Raw genomic sequence first — 16,282 nt, 5'->3', positions numbered from 1 at the left:
TTCGCCACTGATCCCCCTCCCGAAGGAGGGTTCACCGTTCGACTTGCATGTGTTAAGCACGCCGCCAGCGTTCGTCCTGAGCCAGGATCAAACTCTCCGTAAATGTCTGACGACGACCACGCGGACGCGGTCGCCAACATTATGAAGAGCGCTCTCGGTCTGGCGAGACCTCGAGCGATCTGGCACTGCAGACGTAACTAGCAAATAGTTAGTTGTCTGTCATGTACCAAAGGAATTTCCGTCGGGACGCCAGCACCTGGTCCTGATGGACCGGCCACTGTCACCCCGGACGGGGTTTTTGGCATTGACTTTTGGCACGCTGTTGAGTTCTCAAGGAGCGGACGCGCACCGATCGAAGCCTTTCGGCTCGGTCTCGGGGCAACCGTTCAAACCTAGGCGAGGCGCTCACGGGTGTCAAACTCGCGGGCTTCTCGCCGTCCCCGCACGCGCCGCACCACCGGAACCGGGGGCTCCGGGAGTTCGTCACGCTCTGAGGGCCACCCCGGGACCGGCCACCTCCCGGTGTCCGTCACTCCCATGCCGGGCGACGGAGGAAAGATTAGGCACCGCTCGCAGGGATTGCAAATCCGCTGGTCAGCGGCCTGTCAGGGCCGGCAGAAGCCCTGTAGCTGCACCACGAAGGCCCTGCAGCCCCCGGTGGCGAGTCCTAGACCAGCTCGGCCGCCGCGAGACTGCGCTTCCCGCGGCGCAGGACCAGCCAGCGGCCGTGCAGCAGGTCGGTCTCGACCGGCCGCGCGTCGGGGTCGCCGACCCGGTGGTTGTTGACGTACGCCCCCCCCTCGGCCACCGCGCGCCGCGCGGCCGACCTCGACGTCGAGAGGCCACTCTCGGCCAGCAGGTCAACCACGAGCGGCAGCCGACCGTCGGCCCCCCGGGGCATCGCGGCCCTCGGCAGCTCGGCCAGGGCGGCCGCAAGGGTCGGCTCGTCCAGCGACCCCAGCTCGCCGCGGCCGAACAGCGCCTGGCTGGCCGCGACCACGGCGTCCCGCTGAGCTGCGCCGTGCACGAGGACGGTGAGCTCGTCGGCGAGGGCGCGCTGCGCCTCGCGCGCGGCCGGCCGCTCGGCAGCCGCCTTCTCCAGCGCCTCGATCTCCTCGCGGGTCCGGAAGGAGAACACCCGCAGGTAGCCGGACACGTCCCGGTCGTCGACGTTGAGCCAGAACTGGTAGAAGACGTACGGCGAGGTCATTCCCGGGTCCAGCCAGATGGTCCCCGACTCCGTCTTGCCGAACTTCGTCCCGTCGGCCTTGGTCACCAGAGGGGTGGTCAGGGCGTGGACAGTGTGGCCAGTGACCCGCCGGACCAGGTCGACCCCGGCGGTGATGTTGCCCCACTGGTCGTTGCCGCCGGTCTGCAGCGTGCAGCCGTGCTCCCGGTGCAGGACCAGGTAGTCGTTGGCCTGCATGACCTGGTAGCTGAACTCGGTGTAGGTGATGCCACCGGCCGCGAGCCTGGCGCTGACCGACTCCTTGTCGAGCATCCGGTTGACGCTGAAGTGCTTGCCCACGTCGCGCAGCCAGTCGATCGCCGACATGGCAGCCGTCCAGTCGAGGTTGTTGACCATCACGGCGGCGGCCGGTCCGTCGAAGGAGATGAAGCGGGACACCTGGTCGCGGATCCGCGTCACCCAGCCCGCCACGACGTCGGCCTCGTTGAGGGTCCGCTCGGCGCTCTTGCCGCTGGGGTCGCCGATCAGCCCGGTGGCGCCCCCGACCAGCGCGAGCGGCCGGTGACCGGCCAGCTGCAGCCGCCGGGCGGTGAGCCACTGGACCAGGTTGCCGACGTGGATGCTCGCAGCGGTGGGGTCGACGCCGGAGTAGAAGGTGACCGGGCCGGCGTCAAAGGCGTCGCGCAGCGCGTCGAGGTCGGTGCTCTGGGCGATCAGCCCGCGCCACTGCAGGTCGTCGACGAGCTCGGCGGCGGTGGTCACGTGGTGCCTTCCGGTCGTGCCCGGTCCCGAGGGAGCCGGTGCGGTGCGGACGTCAGGAGCCCAGCCTGCCCGATCGCGCGGCCGGTCGGCGACGCAGTACCGCCGCCCGGTACGGCGAGACCGTCGGCTCCTCCTCGAGCCAGAACCGCCACGGGTGCCCCGCGCCGTCGCCGGCCACGCCGACCCGCGGTCCGGTCGCCACCGGGCCGGCGCTAGAGACACCGGGGCCGGCCGACACCACGAGCGGGGACCGCGGCCGGGTCGCGTCGGTCCCGTCGAGGCCGCCGTCGACGCCTAGCGCGACGGTGAGCCGGGCCGGCCCACGGGCCAGGTCGCGTGGCGAGCGGGACGTCGTGCGCCGTGCGAGGGCCAGCCCGTGCCCCTCGACGACCTCGCCGGCCCGCAGCAGCACGGCGGACGCCGTGCCGACCGGGCCGCACACCAGGTTCATGCACCAGTGCATGCCGTAGGTGAAGTAGACATAGACCCGCCCGGGTGGGCCGTACATCACCGCGTTGCGCGGGGTGCGCCCCCGGAAGGCGTGCGATCCCGGGTCGGTCTCCCCGTCGTACGCCTCGACCTCGGTCAGCCGCACCGAGACCGGGCCGGCCGCGCTCCGGTGCGTCACCACGGCGCCGAGGAGGCCCGGCGCCACCTCGAGCACCGGTCGGTCGAAGAAGGCCGACGGCAGCGGCGTGCGCCGGGTCACCCGGCGGACGCCCACCCGGCGTGCGCGTGCGCCGCGTCGGCCAGCGTGGCCAGCTGCTCGGCGACCCGCGCCGGCGCGGTCCCGCCGTGGGTCGACCGCGACTCGAGCGCCCCCCGGACGGTCAGGACCGACCGCACCTCCGGCCGCAGGCGGAGGTCGAGCGCAGCGAGCGCGGCGTCGTCGACGTCCCACAGCTCCAGGTCGTGCTCGTCGCAGTGGCGCACCAGGCGGCCGGTGATCTCGTGGGCGTCGCGGAAGGCGACGCCGTCACGCACCAGCCACTCAGCGACGTCGGTGGCCAGGGCGTGTCCCGTCGCGGCCGCCGCGGACAGCCGCTCCTCGTGGATGCCGAGGGTGGCGACCATGCCCGCGACGGCAGGCAGGACGAGCAGCAGCTGCTCCACCGAGTCGAAGACCGGCTCCTTGTCCTCCTGCAGGTCGCGGTCGTAGGCGAGCGGCAGGCCCTTGAGCATGGTCAGCAGCGACATCAGGTTGCCCACCAGGCGGCCGGACTTGCCGCGCGCGAGCTCGGCGACGTCCGGGTTCTTCTTCTGCGGCATGATCGACGACCCGGTCGCGTAGGCGTCGTCGAGCGTCACCCACCCGAACTCCGTGGTCGCCCAGAGGCAGATCTCCTCGCCCAGCCGGGACAGGTGGGTGCCCAGCAAGGCCGCCACGAAGGCGAACTCCGCGACGAAGTCCCGGTCGCTGACCGCGTCGATCGAGTTGTCGGCCGGCCCGTCGAAGCCCAGCTCCTGCGCGACGGCGACCGGGTCGAGCGGCAGGGACGACCCGGCGAGCGCCCCGGCGCCGAGCGGCGAGCGCGCGGCGCGGCGGTCCCAGTCCCGGAAGCGCTCGACGTCGCGCTTGAAGGCGTGCACGTGGGCGAGCAGGTGGTGGGCGAGCAGCACCGGCTGGGCGTGCTGCAGGTGGGTCATGCCGGGCATCGCGGTCCCCCGGTGCCGCTCGGCCAGCCCCACCAGGGCGGTCTCCAGCTCGGCGACCCTGGCCACCACGAGTCTGGCCGCGTCGCGCAGGTACAGCCGCAGGTCGGTCGCCACCTGGTCGTTGCGGCTGCGCCCGGCGCGCAGCTTGCCGCCGAGCGCGCCGACCCGCTCGAGCAGGCCGCGCTCGAGGGCCGTGTGCACGTCCTCGTCGTCGGCCGTCGGCCGGAAGCTGCCGTCGCGGACCGCCGTGTCCAGCGCGTCGAGAGCACCCAGCAGGTCGGCGAGCTCGCCGTCGGTGAGGAGACCGGCGCCGCGCAGGACGCGAGCGTGCGCCCGGGAGGCCGCGAGATCGTACGGCGCGAGGCGCCAGTCGAAGTGCACGCTCATCGACAGCCGGGCCAGGGCCTCGCTCGGCCCGCCGGCGAACCGGCCGCCCCACAGTCGGGTCGGTGACCCGCCCGTCTCGCTCACGGTTCTCGCCCTCCTCGGTGGTGTGGCTCTGGTGCCCGGCCGTGCCCCGCTCGGAGTGGCGCACGATCGCTTGGAGTGGCGTGCATGCCACCCCAAGGACCAGTCGACCACGTGTACGTGGTCGACCGTCGCGGGGGTTCCCGACGGGTGGGCGGCGGTGCCGGTCAGTCGTGCGGGTGCTGGCCCTTGTCGCGACGGTCCCGGGTGCGGTGGTCCCGGCGGGCGGCCATCTTGGACGGCAGGCCCCACAGCTCGACGAAGCCGCGGGCCAGGCTCTGGTCGAAGACGTCGCCGGAGTCGTACGTCGCCCACTCGTACTCGTAGAGGGTCTCCTCGCTGCGCCGGCCGGTCACGACGGCGCGTCCGCCGTGCAGCGTCAGCCGGACGTCGCCGGACACGTGGGCGTTGGCCTCGTCGACGAATGTGTCCAGGGCGCGGCGCAGCGGCGAGAACCACAGGCCGTCGTAGACCAGCTCGCCCCACCGCTGGTCCACCTGCTTCTTGAACCGGGCCAGGTCGCGCTCGACGGTGACGTTCTCGAGCTCCTGGTGGGCGGTGATCAGGGCGATCGCCCCGGGCGCCTCGTAGACCTCGCGGCTCTTGATGCCGACCAGCCGGTCCTCGACCAGGTCGAGCCGCCCGACGCCCTGCGCCCCGGCCCGCTTGTTGAGCTCGAGCACCGCGTCGAGAACCGAGACGTGGCGGCCGTCGATCGCGACCGGCGCCCCCCGCTCGAAGGTGATGACGACCTCGTCGGCCTCTTGCGGGACCGACGGGTCGGCGGTGTAGTCGTAGACGTCTTCGACCGGGCCGTTCCAGATGTCCTCGAGGAAGCCGGTCTCGACGGCCCGGCCCCACAGGTTCTGGTCGATCGAGTAGGGCGACTTCTTCGTCACGTCGATCGGCAGGCCCTTCTCCTCGGCGAAGGCGATCGCCTTGTCGCGGGTCATGCCGGAGTCGCGGACCGGGGCCAGCACCCGCAGGTCGGGGGCCAGCGCGCCGACGCCGACCTCGAAGCGCACCTGGTCGTTGCCCTTGCCCGTGCAGCCGTGGGCCACCGAGGACGCGCCGTGGTAGCGGGCCGCCTCGACGAGGTGCTTGACGATGACCGGCCTCGAGAGGGCGGACACCAGCGGGTAGCGGTCCAGGTAGAGCGCGTTGGCCCGCAGCGCCGGCAGGCAGTACTCGTCGGCGAACTCCTCTCGGATGTCGACGACGACCGACTCGACGGCGCCGCACGCCAGGGCGCGCTGCCGGATCGCCTCGAGGTCCTCCCCGCCCTGGCCGACGTCGGCGGCGACCGCCACCACCTCGGCCCCGGTCTCCTCGGCGATCCAGCCGATGGCCACGGAGGTGTCGAGACCTCCGGAGTAGGCGAGTACGACGCGCTCGGTCACGGGACTTGCTCCTTCTGACTGCGGGGTTGCTGGTCGGGGTCCGGCTCGTGGCTGGTGCGGGCGTGCTGGGCGAGGCCGAGCATCCGGTCGGCGATGGCCGCCCCGCCGCCGGCGTCGCGGGCGATCATCAGGACCGTGTCGTCGCCGGCGATGGTGCCCATCACGTCGCTCAGGGCGGCCCGGTCGACCGCGGAGGCGAGGAACTGGGCCGCGCCCGGCGGGGTGCGCAGGACGACCAGCTGGCCCGAGGCATCGGCGGAGACGAGCAGCTCGGCCGCGAGCCGCGACAGGCGCGCGCCGCCCTCGCCGTTCTGCGGCGCCAGCCGCGGTGTCTGGTCGCCGCCCTCGGCCGGCACCGCGTAGACCAGGTCACCCTCGCCGTCACGGATCTTGACCGCGCCGAGCTCGTCGAGGTCGCGCGACAGCGTGGTCTGGGTGACGACCAGGCCGTCGTCGGCCAGCAGCCGGGCGAGCTCGGTCTGCGAGCGCACCCGGTGGGTCTCGAGCAGCTCGACGATCCTGCGGTGCCGGGCGGTGCGGCTGGCGGCGAGCTGGGACGTCATCTCGGGCACCTCATGCGCGCTCCAGGAGCCAGGTCAGCAGCGCCTTCTGCGCGTGCAGGCGGTTCTCCGCCTCGTCCCAGACCGCGCTCTGCGGCCCGTCGATGACCGCGGCGGCGATCTCCTTGCCGCGGTAGGCCGGCAGGCAGTGCAGCACCACCGCGCCGTCGGCCGCCCGGCCGAGCGCGCCCTCGTCCAGGGCGTAGGGCACGAACGGCGCCGACCGGTCGTCCTTCTCGCCCTCCTGGCCCATGGACACCCAGGTGTCGGTGGCCAGCACGTCGGAGCCGTCGACGGCGGCGTGCGGGTCGCGCACGTGGGCGGCCGACCCGCCGGTCCCGGCGGCGATCTCAGCCGCGCGCGAGAGGATCGCGGGGTCGGGGTCGTAGCCCTCCGGAGACCCGATCCGCACGTGAATCCCGGCCAGGGCGCCGCCGAGCAGGTAGGAGTGCGCCATGTTGTTGGCACCGTCACCGAGGTAGGTGAGCGTCAGGCCGGCGAGGGCGCCCTTGTGCTCCCGGACGGTCTGCAGGTCCGCCAGGACCTGGCACGGGTGGAAGGCGTCGGTCAGCGCGTTGACCACGGGCACCCGGCTGACCGCGGCCATCGCCTCGATCCGGTCCTGGCCGAACGTCCGCCACACGATCGCGGCGCACTGCCGCTCCAGCACCCGGGTCGTGTCCTCGATCGGCTCGCCGCGGCCGAGCTGGGTGGACTGGGCGTCGATGACGAGCGGGTAGCCCCCCAGCTCGGCGACACCGACCGAGAACGACACCCGGGTCCGGGTCGAGGGCTTGTCGAAGACGACCGCGACGGCGCGCGGCCCCGCCAGCGGCTGCCGCCCGGTGCGGTCCTGCTTCAGGGCGTCGGCGAGGTCGAGCACCTCGGCCTGCTCGCTCGAGGTGAGGTCGTCGTCGCGCAGGAAGTGGCGGGGCATCAGGGGTCCTCTCGCGTGGGTGCGGTCGCGGGGACGCTACTGGCTGCACTGGCGGTGACGGCTGAGTCGAGGACCCCCGGCAGCGCGGCGACGAACGCGTCGGCCTGCTCGTCGGTCAGAACGAGGGGCGGCACCAGGCGGATCGTCGACGGACCGACCGCGTTGACCAGGAAGCCGGCCTCGCGCGCCGCCGTCTCGGCCGCCGCGGCGACCGGGCGGTCGAGCTGCACGGCCAGCATCAGGCCGACTCCCCGCACCCCGGCCACGAGCGGGTGGCCGGTGGCCGCGACGCCGGCGCGGAGCCGCTGGCCCAGGACGGTCGCCCGGGCCAGCAGGCCGTCCGACTCGATGGTGTCGAGCACGGCGAGCGCTGCCGCGCAGGACACCGGGTTGCCGCCGAACGTGCTGCCGTGCTGGCCCGGCTGGATCAGGTCCGCGGTCGCGCCGAAGGCGAGCAGCGCCCCGATGGGCAGGCCGCCGCCGAGCCCCTTGGCCAGCGTGACGACGTCCGGGTCGGCAGCAGGCTCGTGCTGGTGGGCCAACCATGCGCCGGTGCGCCCGATCCCGGTCTGCACCTCGTCGAGCACCAGCAGCGCGCCGTGCCGCCGGGTCACCTCGCGGGCCGCGCGCAGGTAGCCGGCGGGTGGCACGACGACGCCGGCCTCGCCCTGCACCGGCTCCAGCAGCACCGCTGCCGTGTGCGGTCCGACGGCGGAGGTCAGCGCGGTCACGTCGCCGTACGGCACGAAGCTGACCCCGTCGGGCAGCGGCTCGAAGGGGGCCCGCTTGGCCGGCTGGCCGGTCAGGGCCAGGGCCCCCATCGTCCGGCCGTGGAATCCGCCCTCGGCGCTCACCACCGAGCCGCGCCCGGTCCGGCGGGCCAGCTTGAAGGCCGTCTCGTTGGCCTCGGCACCGCTGTTGGCGAAGAAGACCCGCCCCTCGCCGGGCCGGCCTGCGACGGCGAGCAGCCGCTCGGCCAGCCGCAGCGACGGCTCGGTCGCGACCAGGTTGCTCGTGTGCCCCAGGGTCGCGACCTGGCGGGAGACGGCCTCGACGACCGCCGGGTGCGCGTGGCCGAGCGCGTTGACCGCGATCCCGGCGACCAGGTCGACGTAGGACCGGCCCTGGTCGTCCCACACCGTCGCGCCCTCGCCGCGCACCAGGGTGAGCACCGGCGCGGCGTACGTCGGGAGCATCACGTCGGGCCACGCCGGGACGGCGGTGGCCAGTGGGGACGGCGTCACAGGTGCACCTCCGTCCCGACACCCTGGTCGGTGAAGACCTCGACCAGCAGCGCGTGCGCGACCCGCCCGTCGATGACGTGCGCCTTGGGCACCCCGCCACGCACCGCCCGCAGGCAGGCGTCCATCTTGGGCACCATCCCGCTGGACAGCGTCGGCAGCAGGATGGCCAGCTCGTCCGCCGCGATGCTGCTCACCACCTCGCCCGCACCAGTGACGTCGGGATCGCTCCCGTCGGCCGGCCAGTCGCCGTACAGGCCCGCCACGTCGGTGAGCACGACCAGCTTGACGGCGCCCAGCGCGACCGCCAGCGCCGCTGCCGCGGTGTCGGCGTTGACGTTGAAGACCGCGCCGCCCTCGCCGCGCGCGACGCTCGACACGACCGGGATGCGGCCGTCGGCGACCAGCCCGAGGACCACACCGGGCTCGACGTGCACCACGTCGCCGACCATCCCGAGGTCGACCTCCTCGCCGTCGACCTCGACCCGGTGCGGCTCCGCGGTGAAGAGGTTGGCGTCCTCGCCCGAGAGCCCGACCGCGAACGGTCCGTGCGCGTTGACCAGCCCGACGATCTCGCGCTGGACCTGTCCGACGAGCACCATCCGCACGACATCCATCGCCTCGGGCGTGGTCACCCGGTGGCCGGACGCGAACACCGACTCGATGCCGTGCCGCTCGAGCGCCGCGGTGATCTGCGGCCCGCCGCCGTGGACGACGACCGGGCGCAGGCCTGCGTACCGCAGGAAGACGACGTCCTCGGCGAAGGCACGCTGCAGCGCGACGTCGGTCATGGCGTTGCCGCCGAACTTGATGACGACCGTCCGGCCGTGGAAGCGCTCCAGCCACGGCAGCGCCTCGACGAGCGCGTTCGCCTTCTCCAGGGCAGCGGCGTGGCGAGCCTTCGCCGTGGTCAGGGCGGTCACGTGGAGTACGCCGAGTTCTCGTGGACGTACGCCGCGGTGAGGTCGTTGGTCCAGACCGTCACCTCGGCCTGGCCCGCTGCCAGGTCGACGACGACGGACACCTCGCGCCCGGACAGGTCGGCCTTGCCCCGGTCCCCTGCAGCCGTCCCCGCGCGGCAGACCCAGACGTCGTTGAGCGCGACGGCCAGCCGGTCCGGCTCGAAGGCCGCGTCCGTCGTCCCGACCGCCGCGAGCACCCGGCCCCAGTTGGGGTCCTCGCCGTGCAGCGCGCACTTGAGCAGGTTGCTGCGCGCGACCGCCCGGGCCACGACGAGCGCGTCGTCCTCGCTGGCCGCCCGGCTCACCGTGACCGCCACCGTCTTGGACGCGCCCTCGGCGTCGTCGACGAGCTGGCGGGCCAGGTCGGCGCAGACCTGCTCGACCGCGGCTACGAGCTCGGTCTCGGCGGGTGCGACCCCGCTCGCGCCGCTGGCCAGCAGCAGCACCGTGTCGTTGGTCGACATGCAGCCGTCGGAGTCCACCCGGTCGAACGTGCGCGCCGTCGCCGCGTGCAGCACCCGGTCGAGGAGCTCGGCCGGCACGTCGGCGTCGGTGGTGAGCACCGCGAGCATGGTCGCCAGGCCCGGCGCGAGCATGCCGGCGCCCTTGGCCATGCCGCCTACCACAAAGCCGTCGCTCACCGCGATCGACTGCTTGGGCCGGCTGTCGGTCGTCATGATCGCGCGGGCGGCGTCGTCGGCGCCGGCCGCGGCGAGCAGCGGCACCGCCTCGTCCAGCCCGTGCATCAGGGCGTCGACCGGCAGCCGCTCCCCGATCAGCCCGGTCGAGCACACGGCGACGTCGCCCGCCGAGACGCCGAGCAGGTCGGCGGTCCACTCGGCCGTGGAGTGGGTGTCCTGGAAGCCGCCCGGCCCGGTGCAGGCGTTGGCGCCGCCGGAGTTGAGGACGACGGCGTCGACCCGGCCGTCCGCCACCACCTGCTGGGTCCAGACCACCGGTGCGGCCTTGACCCGGTTGGCCGTGAAGACGCCGGCGCCGGTGCGGCGCGGCCCGTCGTTGACGACCAGCGCGACGTCGAGCAGCCCGGTCGTCTTGAGCCCGGCGGCCACGCCGGCGGCCCGGAACCCCTGCGCCGCGGTGACGCTCACGGAGCGACCCCGGAGATCGGGAGCCCCGCGGACTCGTCGAGCCCGAGGACCAGGTTGGCGTTCTGCACCGCCTGGCCGGCGGCCCCCTTGACCAGGTTGTCCAGCGCCGCGACGACGACCGCTCTGCCGGCGTGGGCGTCGGCGGCGACCTGCAGGTGCACGCTGTTGCTTCCGGTGGTCGCGGCGGTGGTCGGCCAGGTGCCCTCCGGCAGGACGTGGACGAACGGCTCGTCGGCGTACGCCTCCAGGAGCGCCGCCCGCAGCGCCGCGGTGCCGGCGCCGGCGACGAGGCGGGCCGTGCTGGTCGCCAGGATGCCGCGGGGCATGGGGGCCAGGACAGGCGTGAAGGAGACGGTGACCGGCGAGCCGCCCACGACGGTCAGGGCCTGCTCCATCTCCGGCGTGTGCTGGTGCACGCCGCCGGCCTTGTACGTCGACAGGGCACCCATGACCTCGCTGGCCATCAGCGCGGCCGTGTTCTTGCGGCCGGCGCCGGAGGTGCCCGACGACGCGACCACGACGACGTCGGTCGGCTCGACCAGCCCCGCCGCGAGCAGCGGGGCCAGGCCGACCGTCACCGCGGTCGGGTAGCACCCCGGGTTGGCGACCCGGTGGCTCGCGGCGACGGCGGCGCGCGCTCCCGAAAGCTCGGGCAGGCCGTAGACCCAGCTCCCCGCGTGCGCACCGCCGTAGTAGTGCTCCCAGGCCGCCGCCTGCTCCAGCCGGAAGTCCGCCCCGAGGTCGACGACCGGCAGGTCGGCAGGGAGCCGGTCGACGAGCCCGGCGGACTCGCCGTGCGGCAGGGCCAGGAAGACCACGTCGGCGCCAGCCAGCGTCGCGACGGCCGCATCGTCGGTGGCCCCGAACGTCAGGCCGGCTAGCTGGGGCAGCTGCGGGTGCAGCTCGGTGACCGGCCGGCCCGCAGCCGTCCCGGCCAGCACCAGCCCCACGTCCAGGGCGGGGTGCGCCAGCAGCAGCCGGAGCAGCTCGCCCCCGGCGTACCCGCTCGCGCCCACGACAGCGGCTGACCGACCCATGCGCATGAGTATGCGGTCGAACGCATGGCCATGCAAACCGTCATCCCTTCCGGCGCCGGATCCTGAGACGGCCCGCCGGTCAGTCCAGCTGCTTGACCAGGTGGACCTGGGCGTGGCCGGCCGGGTAGCCCTCGACCCGACCTACCTCGCGGTATCCGCGCCCGGCGTAGAACTCGGGCGCCTGGAAGGTGTGCGTGGCCAGCACCACCTGCCGGCAGCCCCGGCGGCGGGCATCCTCCTCGGCGGTCGCGAGCAGCCGGGAGCCGAGCCCCCGCCCGCGGTGCCCGGCCTCGACGTGCAGCAGGTCCACGAAGCACGTGCCGCCCCAGGTCCAGCCGAAGAGGCCGGCCACCCGATCCCCCGCGTCGTCGAGCAGCTCGACGACGAGCAGGTCCCCGTCGTCGAGGCCGGTCGTCTCGACGTTGAAGCGGTAGAGCGCCGCGCGCAGCCCGGTCTCGACGCCGGCCACGTCCCGGTCGCCGACCGTGAGCCGGTAGCGGCTCACCGGTCCGCCAGCGGGTCGTCCGGCCCGAACGTGCGCAGCCGCAGGGTGCGGGCGTCCGCGGCGCGCAGGTCGGCCGCGGTCCGCAGCAGCCGGTCGACGTCGTCGCGCGCCGCGTGGACGAACCGGCCGTGGAGCGCGTCCAGGTCTCCGGCCGCGTAGCGCACGGCCAGGTCGACGACCCGCTGTGCGGGGTTCCATGCCTGCTCGTCGGCCGGGCCCCACATCGTCTCGGTCATGTCGGTTCGGACCAGCCCGGGGCTCACCTCGAGCACCGTGACACCGGTGCCGTCGAGGGCGGCGGCCAGGCTGTCGGTGAGCCGGGAGACGGCAGCCTTGGACACCGCGTAGGCCGACCAGTCGGGGTGCGGCCGCTGCCCCATGCCGCTGCCGACGTGCAGCACGCGCCCTGCCCCGCGCCCGACCATGGCCGGCAGCACCAGCCGGTCCAGCAGGAAGGTGCCGCGCAGGTTGGTCTCGACCACCCGCCACCAGTCGTCCGGGTCGGCCTCCCAGGGCGTCGCTGCCGCCCGCTCGCGGAGGCCGGCGTTGGTGACGAGCAGGTCGACCGGGCCGAGGTCGCGCACCACCGTGTCGACCGCCGCCCGCGCCCGGTCACGGTCGGCGACGTCGGCCGGCACGGCGACCGCTCGGGTGCCGAGCGTGGCGCACTCGCGCAGCACCGCGTCCAGCGGGGCGCGGGTCCGCCCGACCAGACCGACCCGGGCGCCTGCCGCGGCCAGCCCCAGCGCGAGCTCGCGGCCGATGCCGCGCCCGGCGCCGGACACCAGCGCCACCTGCCCGGCGAGAGGGGCGGCGTCAGGCACGCTGGACCGCGCCGGTGCGCCGGGCCGCCTCGGCCGCGGCCGCCTCCCGGGCCGCGGTGGCCTCCTCGGCGGTCAGCGTCCGGTCGGTGGCCCGGAAGCGCAGCGCGAACGCCAGCGACACCTTGCCCTCGCCGACCTGGCTGCCGCGGTAGACGTCGAACAGCCGCAGCGACTCGAGGAGGTCGCCCGCCCCGTCGCGCAGCGCCCGCTCGACGTCGGCGGCGGGCACGGACGCGTCCACGACGAGCGCGACGTCCTGGGTGGCGACCGGGAAGGTGGAGATGCGCGGGGCGGGCACCGGACCGTGGGCCGCGCCCAGCAGCTCGAGGTCGAGCTCCACCGCGCAGGTGCGCTCGGGCACGCCGACGGCCGCCACCACCCTGGGGTGCAGCTCGCCGGCATGCCCGACCAGCCGTCCGGCGACGTGCAGCGCCGCGCACCGCCCGGGGTGCCACGGGGCGTGCCGGTCGGCCGACACGGTGAGCACCACCCGCGCCTGGTCGGCGACCAGCCTGGCCAGCTCGACCGCGTCGGCCCAGCTCGCCGGCCGGCCGGCGCCCCACCAGCCCCGCCGGTCTCGGTCGCCGGACAGGACCGCGCCGACCCGCCAGGGCTGCGCGGGAAGGGCGGCGTCCAGCGCCGCCACCTCGTCGTCACCCGGCCGGTGCTCGACGCTCGGCCGCGGCGGTCGCGGGAGCGGCGTGGGACCGGGCCGGAAGACCGGGGCGACCTCGAAGAGGGCGACGTCCTGGTTGCCGCGACCGACGTTGCGGCGCAGCGTCGCGAGCAGGCCGGGGAGCAGCGTGGTGCGCAGCAGCGGCTCCTCGTCCGAGAGGGGGTTGGCCAGCCGCACGGCGTTGCGCCGGTCGTCGTCCGGGTCGAGGCCGAGCGCGTCCAGCGCCGGCAGACCGACGAACGGGTAGGACGGCGACTCCACCAGCCCGGCGTGCGCCAGGGCCTGCCCGATGCGCCGGCGCAGCCGTTGGGCGTCGGAGAACCCCGGGCCGGCCGGCGCGGCGGGCAGCAGGGCGGGGACCGAGTCGTAGCCGACCAGCCGGATGACCTCCTCGTCGAGGTCGGCCGGGTCGGTGAGGTCGGGTCGCCAGGTCGGCGGGGTCACGGTCCAGGTCGCTCCGCCGCGGTCGACCGAGGCGCCGACCTGCTCCAGCCGGCGGGCGACCTCGTCCGGCTCGATCGGCAGGCCGGCCGTCCGCGCCGGCCGGGTGGGGTCGAGCGGGATGGTCCGCACCGGCAGGGGCCGGTGCACCTCGATCGACCCGCCGTGGCGTGCCCCGCCGAGCTCCGCGAGCAGCGCGACGGCGCGGGCGGATGCGGCCGGCCCGAGCTCCGGGTCGACGCCGCGCTCGAACCGCTTGGCCGCCTCGCTGGACAGCTTGTGCCGGCGGGACGTCCGGGCAACGGCCACGGCGTCGAAGTGCGCGGCCTCGAGCACCAGGTCGGTGGAGTCGTCGTCGACCTCGGTCGTCAGACCGCCCATGACGCCGGCGAGGGCGACCGGCCCGGCCCCGTTGGTGATGACGACGTCCTCGCGGTCCAGCGTGCGCGCGACGTGGTCGAGGGTCTCCAGCCGCTCTCCGGGCCGGGCCCGCCGGATCACGATCGGCCCGTCCAGCCGCCCACGGTCGAAGGCGTGCAGCGGCTGGCCGGTCTCGAGCATCACGTAGTTGGTGACGTCGACGGCCAGCGACACCGGCCGCATGCCGCACAGCACCAGCCGGCGCTGCATCCACAGGGGCGACCGCGCCACTGGGTCGAGGCCGGTCACCGTGCGGAGCACCAGCCGGTCGACCGACGATTCCGGGTCGACCTCGCCCGGATGGCCGCTGCCGTCGACCGGCAGCGTCTCCCCTGCCGCCGGATCGGTGAAGCTGACGCCGTACGCCGTGGCGGCCTCGCGGGCCAGGCCCCGGATCGAGAGGCAGTAGGCACGATCCGGCGTGACGGCGATGTCCAGGACCTCGTCGCGCAGCCCGAGCAGCTCGACGGCCGCTGCTCCCACCTCGGGCTCGCCGTCGAGCACCAGGATGCCGGTGTGGTCGTCGCCCACGCCGAGCTCGCGGGACGAGCAGATCATCCCGTCACTGACGTGGCCGTACGTCGTCCTGGCCGTGATCGCGAAGCCACCCGGCAGCGTGCTGCCCGGCAGCGCCACCACGACCCGGTCGTCGACGGCGAAGTTGCGCGCGCCGCACACGATGCCGCGCGGCCGGCCCTCGCCCACGTCGACCTGGCACCAGCGCACGGTCTTGCCGTTGGAGGCGGTCTCCTCCTCGAGCGCGACGACGCGCCCGACGACGAGCGGGCCGGTGATGTCGTGGCCGGGCTGCTCGACGGTCTCGACCTCGAGACCAGCCGCGACCAGTCGCTCGGCCAGCTCCCGGCCGGTGATCCCGGAGGGCAGGTCGGCGTGCTCGCGCAGCCAGGACAGCGGGGCGCGCATCAGATCTCCGTCCCGAACGGGAGCGTGAAGCGCACGTCCCCCTCGACCATGTCCCGCATGTCCTCGGCGCCGTGGCGGGACATCAGCGAGCGTTCCAGCCCGATGCCGAACGCGAAGCCCGTCCACCGGTCCGGGTCGACACCGCAGGCGCGCAGGACGCGCGGGTTGACCATTCCGCAGCCGCCCAGCTCGATCCAACCCTCGGAGGAGCAGGTGCGGCAGGGCCGGTCGGGGTTGCCGACGGACTTCCCGTCGCAGACCCAGCAGCGCAGGTCCATCTCGGCGCTGGGCTCGGTGAAGGGGAAGTACGACGGCCGGAGCCGGGTCGTGACGTCGCCCAGCAGCGACCGGGCGAAGTGCTCCAGCGTCCCCCGCAGGTGGGCCATCGTGATGCCCTCGTCGACCACCAGGCCCTCCACCTGGCTGAACACCGGGGTGTGCGTGGCGTCGAGCTCGTCGGTCCGGTAGACCCGCCCCGGGGACACGGCGTAGATCGGCGGCTCGCGGCGCAGCATCGTGCGGATCTGCACCGGCGACGTCTGGGTGCGCAGCACCACCCCTGACTCGGGCGAGTCGACCCAGAAGGTGTCCTGGATGGAGCGCGCCGGGTGGTCGGGCGGGATGTTGAGCGCGTCGAAGTTGAACCACTCCGCCTCGAGCTCGGGGCCTTCGGACCACTCGTAGCCCATGGCCACGAACAGCTCGGCGACCCGCTCGGTCACCGTGGTCAGCGGGTGCCGCGCACCGCGGGGGGCGCGGTCCCAGGGGAGGGTCACGTCGACCGCCTCCTCGACCAGGACTCGCTCGTCGCGCTCCTTCTCGAGCACGGCCTGCCGGGCGCCGAGGGCCTCGGTGACCGCGCGGCGGGCCAGGCCGACCCGCTTGCCGGCGTCGGCCTTGGCGGCCGGCGGTAGGGCACCGATCTCGCGGTTGGCCTGCGCAAGACGGGAGCGGTCGCCGGCGTGGTCCAGGCGGACCTGCTTCAGGGCGTCCAGGTCGCTCGCGGCCGCGACGGCGGCCAGAGCGTCGTCGCGGGCGCGCTCGACCTCGTCGGCGTTCAAAGGGGTCACCTGCACGGGGTCGTAGGACTTGTTCGGTGCTGACATGGGGCCTCGAGTCTAGGGAGCCGGGCGGGGGGGCAGGCGGAAGGCCCGCCGCTCCCCTGGATCTC

At 74.4% G+C, this 16,282-nt stretch carries 14 protein-coding genes and 1 rRNA gene; all 15 read right to left on the bottom strand.

Translation table 11 applies throughout. The features are described from left to right. A 16S ribosomal RNA gene (locus VK640_16280) occupies positions 1-103 on the bottom strand; the annotation flags it as partial. A 564-nt stretch (positions 104-667) separates the two neighbouring features. After that, on the bottom strand, positions 668-1,951 hold the full coding sequence (gene tyrS / locus VK640_16275; protein HTE74734.1) for a tyrosine--tRNA ligase: 1,284 nt from the start codon (positions 1,949-1,951) through the stop codon (positions 668-670). Between the two features lie 52 nt (positions 1,952-2,003). Next, positions 2,004-2,660, bottom strand: a complete 657-nt coding sequence (locus VK640_16270; GenBank protein ID HTE74733.1) for a DNA-3-methyladenine glycosylase — start codon at positions 2,658-2,660, stop codon at positions 2,004-2,006. Further along, positions 2,657-4,078 carry an argininosuccinate lyase gene (argH, locus tag VK640_16265; protein HTE74732.1) on the bottom strand — a complete coding sequence of 474 codons (1,422 nt, stop codon included), beginning with the start codon at positions 4,076-4,078 and terminating at the stop codon, positions 2,657-2,659. The genes VK640_16270 and argH overlap by 4 nt, the downstream gene beginning before the upstream one ends. A 164-nt stretch (positions 4,079-4,242) precedes the next feature. Next, positions 4,243-5,475, bottom strand: a complete 1,233-nt coding sequence (locus VK640_16260; GenBank protein ID HTE74731.1) for an argininosuccinate synthase — start codon at positions 5,473-5,475, stop codon at positions 4,243-4,245. Continuing rightward, positions 5,472-6,038 carry an arginine repressor gene (locus tag VK640_16255; protein HTE74730.1) on the bottom strand — a complete coding sequence of 189 codons (567 nt, stop codon included), beginning with the start codon at positions 6,036-6,038 and terminating at the stop codon, positions 5,472-5,474. Before VK640_16255 ends, VK640_16260 begins: the two co-directional genes overlap by 4 nt. Positions 6,039-6,048: 10 nt before the next feature. Beyond that, the gene (argF, locus tag VK640_16250; GenBank protein HTE74729.1) at positions 6,049-6,972 is read right to left on the bottom strand and encodes an ornithine carbamoyltransferase; all 924 of its coding nucleotides are present in this window, start codon (positions 6,970-6,972) and stop codon (positions 6,049-6,051) included. After that, positions 6,972-8,201: an acetylornithine transaminase gene (locus tag VK640_16245; GenBank protein HTE74728.1), complete on the bottom strand. Its 1,230-nt coding sequence runs from the start codon at positions 8,199-8,201 to the stop codon at positions 6,972-6,974. Before VK640_16245 ends, argF begins: the two co-directional genes overlap by 1 nt. Before the next feature lie 11 nt (positions 8,202-8,212). Next, positions 8,213-9,136, bottom strand: coding sequence for an acetylglutamate kinase (argB, locus tag VK640_16240; GenBank protein ID HTE74727.1), 924 nt, complete (start codon positions 9,134-9,136; stop codon positions 8,213-8,215). Then, a complete protein-coding gene (argJ, locus tag VK640_16235) occupies positions 9,133-10,284 on the bottom strand; it encodes a bifunctional glutamate N-acetyltransferase/amino-acid acetyltransferase ArgJ (GenBank protein HTE74726.1) in 1,152 nt (383 codons plus the stop codon). The genes argB and argJ overlap by 4 nt, the downstream gene beginning before the upstream one ends. Beyond that, a complete protein-coding gene (argC, locus tag VK640_16230; protein ID HTE74725.1) occupies positions 10,281-11,321 on the bottom strand; it encodes an N-acetyl-gamma-glutamyl-phosphate reductase in 1,041 nt (346 codons plus the stop codon). The genes argJ and argC overlap by 4 nt, the downstream gene beginning before the upstream one ends. A 79-nt stretch (positions 11,322-11,400) precedes the next feature. Then, positions 11,401-11,826, bottom strand: coding sequence for a GNAT family N-acetyltransferase (locus VK640_16225; protein HTE74724.1), 426 nt, complete (start codon positions 11,824-11,826; stop codon positions 11,401-11,403). Next, positions 11,823-12,650, bottom strand: a complete 828-nt coding sequence (locus VK640_16220; protein ID HTE74723.1) for an SDR family oxidoreductase — start codon at positions 12,648-12,650, stop codon at positions 11,823-11,825. Before VK640_16220 ends, VK640_16225 begins: the two co-directional genes overlap by 4 nt. Continuing rightward, positions 12,643-15,111, bottom strand: coding sequence for a phenylalanine--tRNA ligase subunit beta (pheT, locus tag VK640_16215; GenBank protein ID HTE74722.1), 2,469 nt, complete (start codon positions 15,109-15,111; stop codon positions 12,643-12,645). Before pheT ends, VK640_16220 begins: the two co-directional genes overlap by 8 nt. After that, a complete protein-coding gene (gene pheS, locus VK640_16210; protein ID HTE74721.1) occupies positions 15,111-16,217 on the bottom strand; it encodes a phenylalanine--tRNA ligase subunit alpha in 1,107 nt (368 codons plus the stop codon). Before pheS ends, pheT begins: the two co-directional genes overlap by 1 nt. Between the last annotated feature and the right edge of the window lie 65 nt (positions 16,218-16,282).

This window comes from Actinomycetes bacterium (genome assembly GCA_035489715.1).
Lineage (GTDB): Bacteria > Actinomycetota > Actinomycetes > JACCUZ01 > JACCUZ01 > DATHAP01.
The sequence above is the reverse complement of the archived record's forward strand: the minus strand, read 5'-3'. Positions and strand labels throughout refer to the sequence as shown.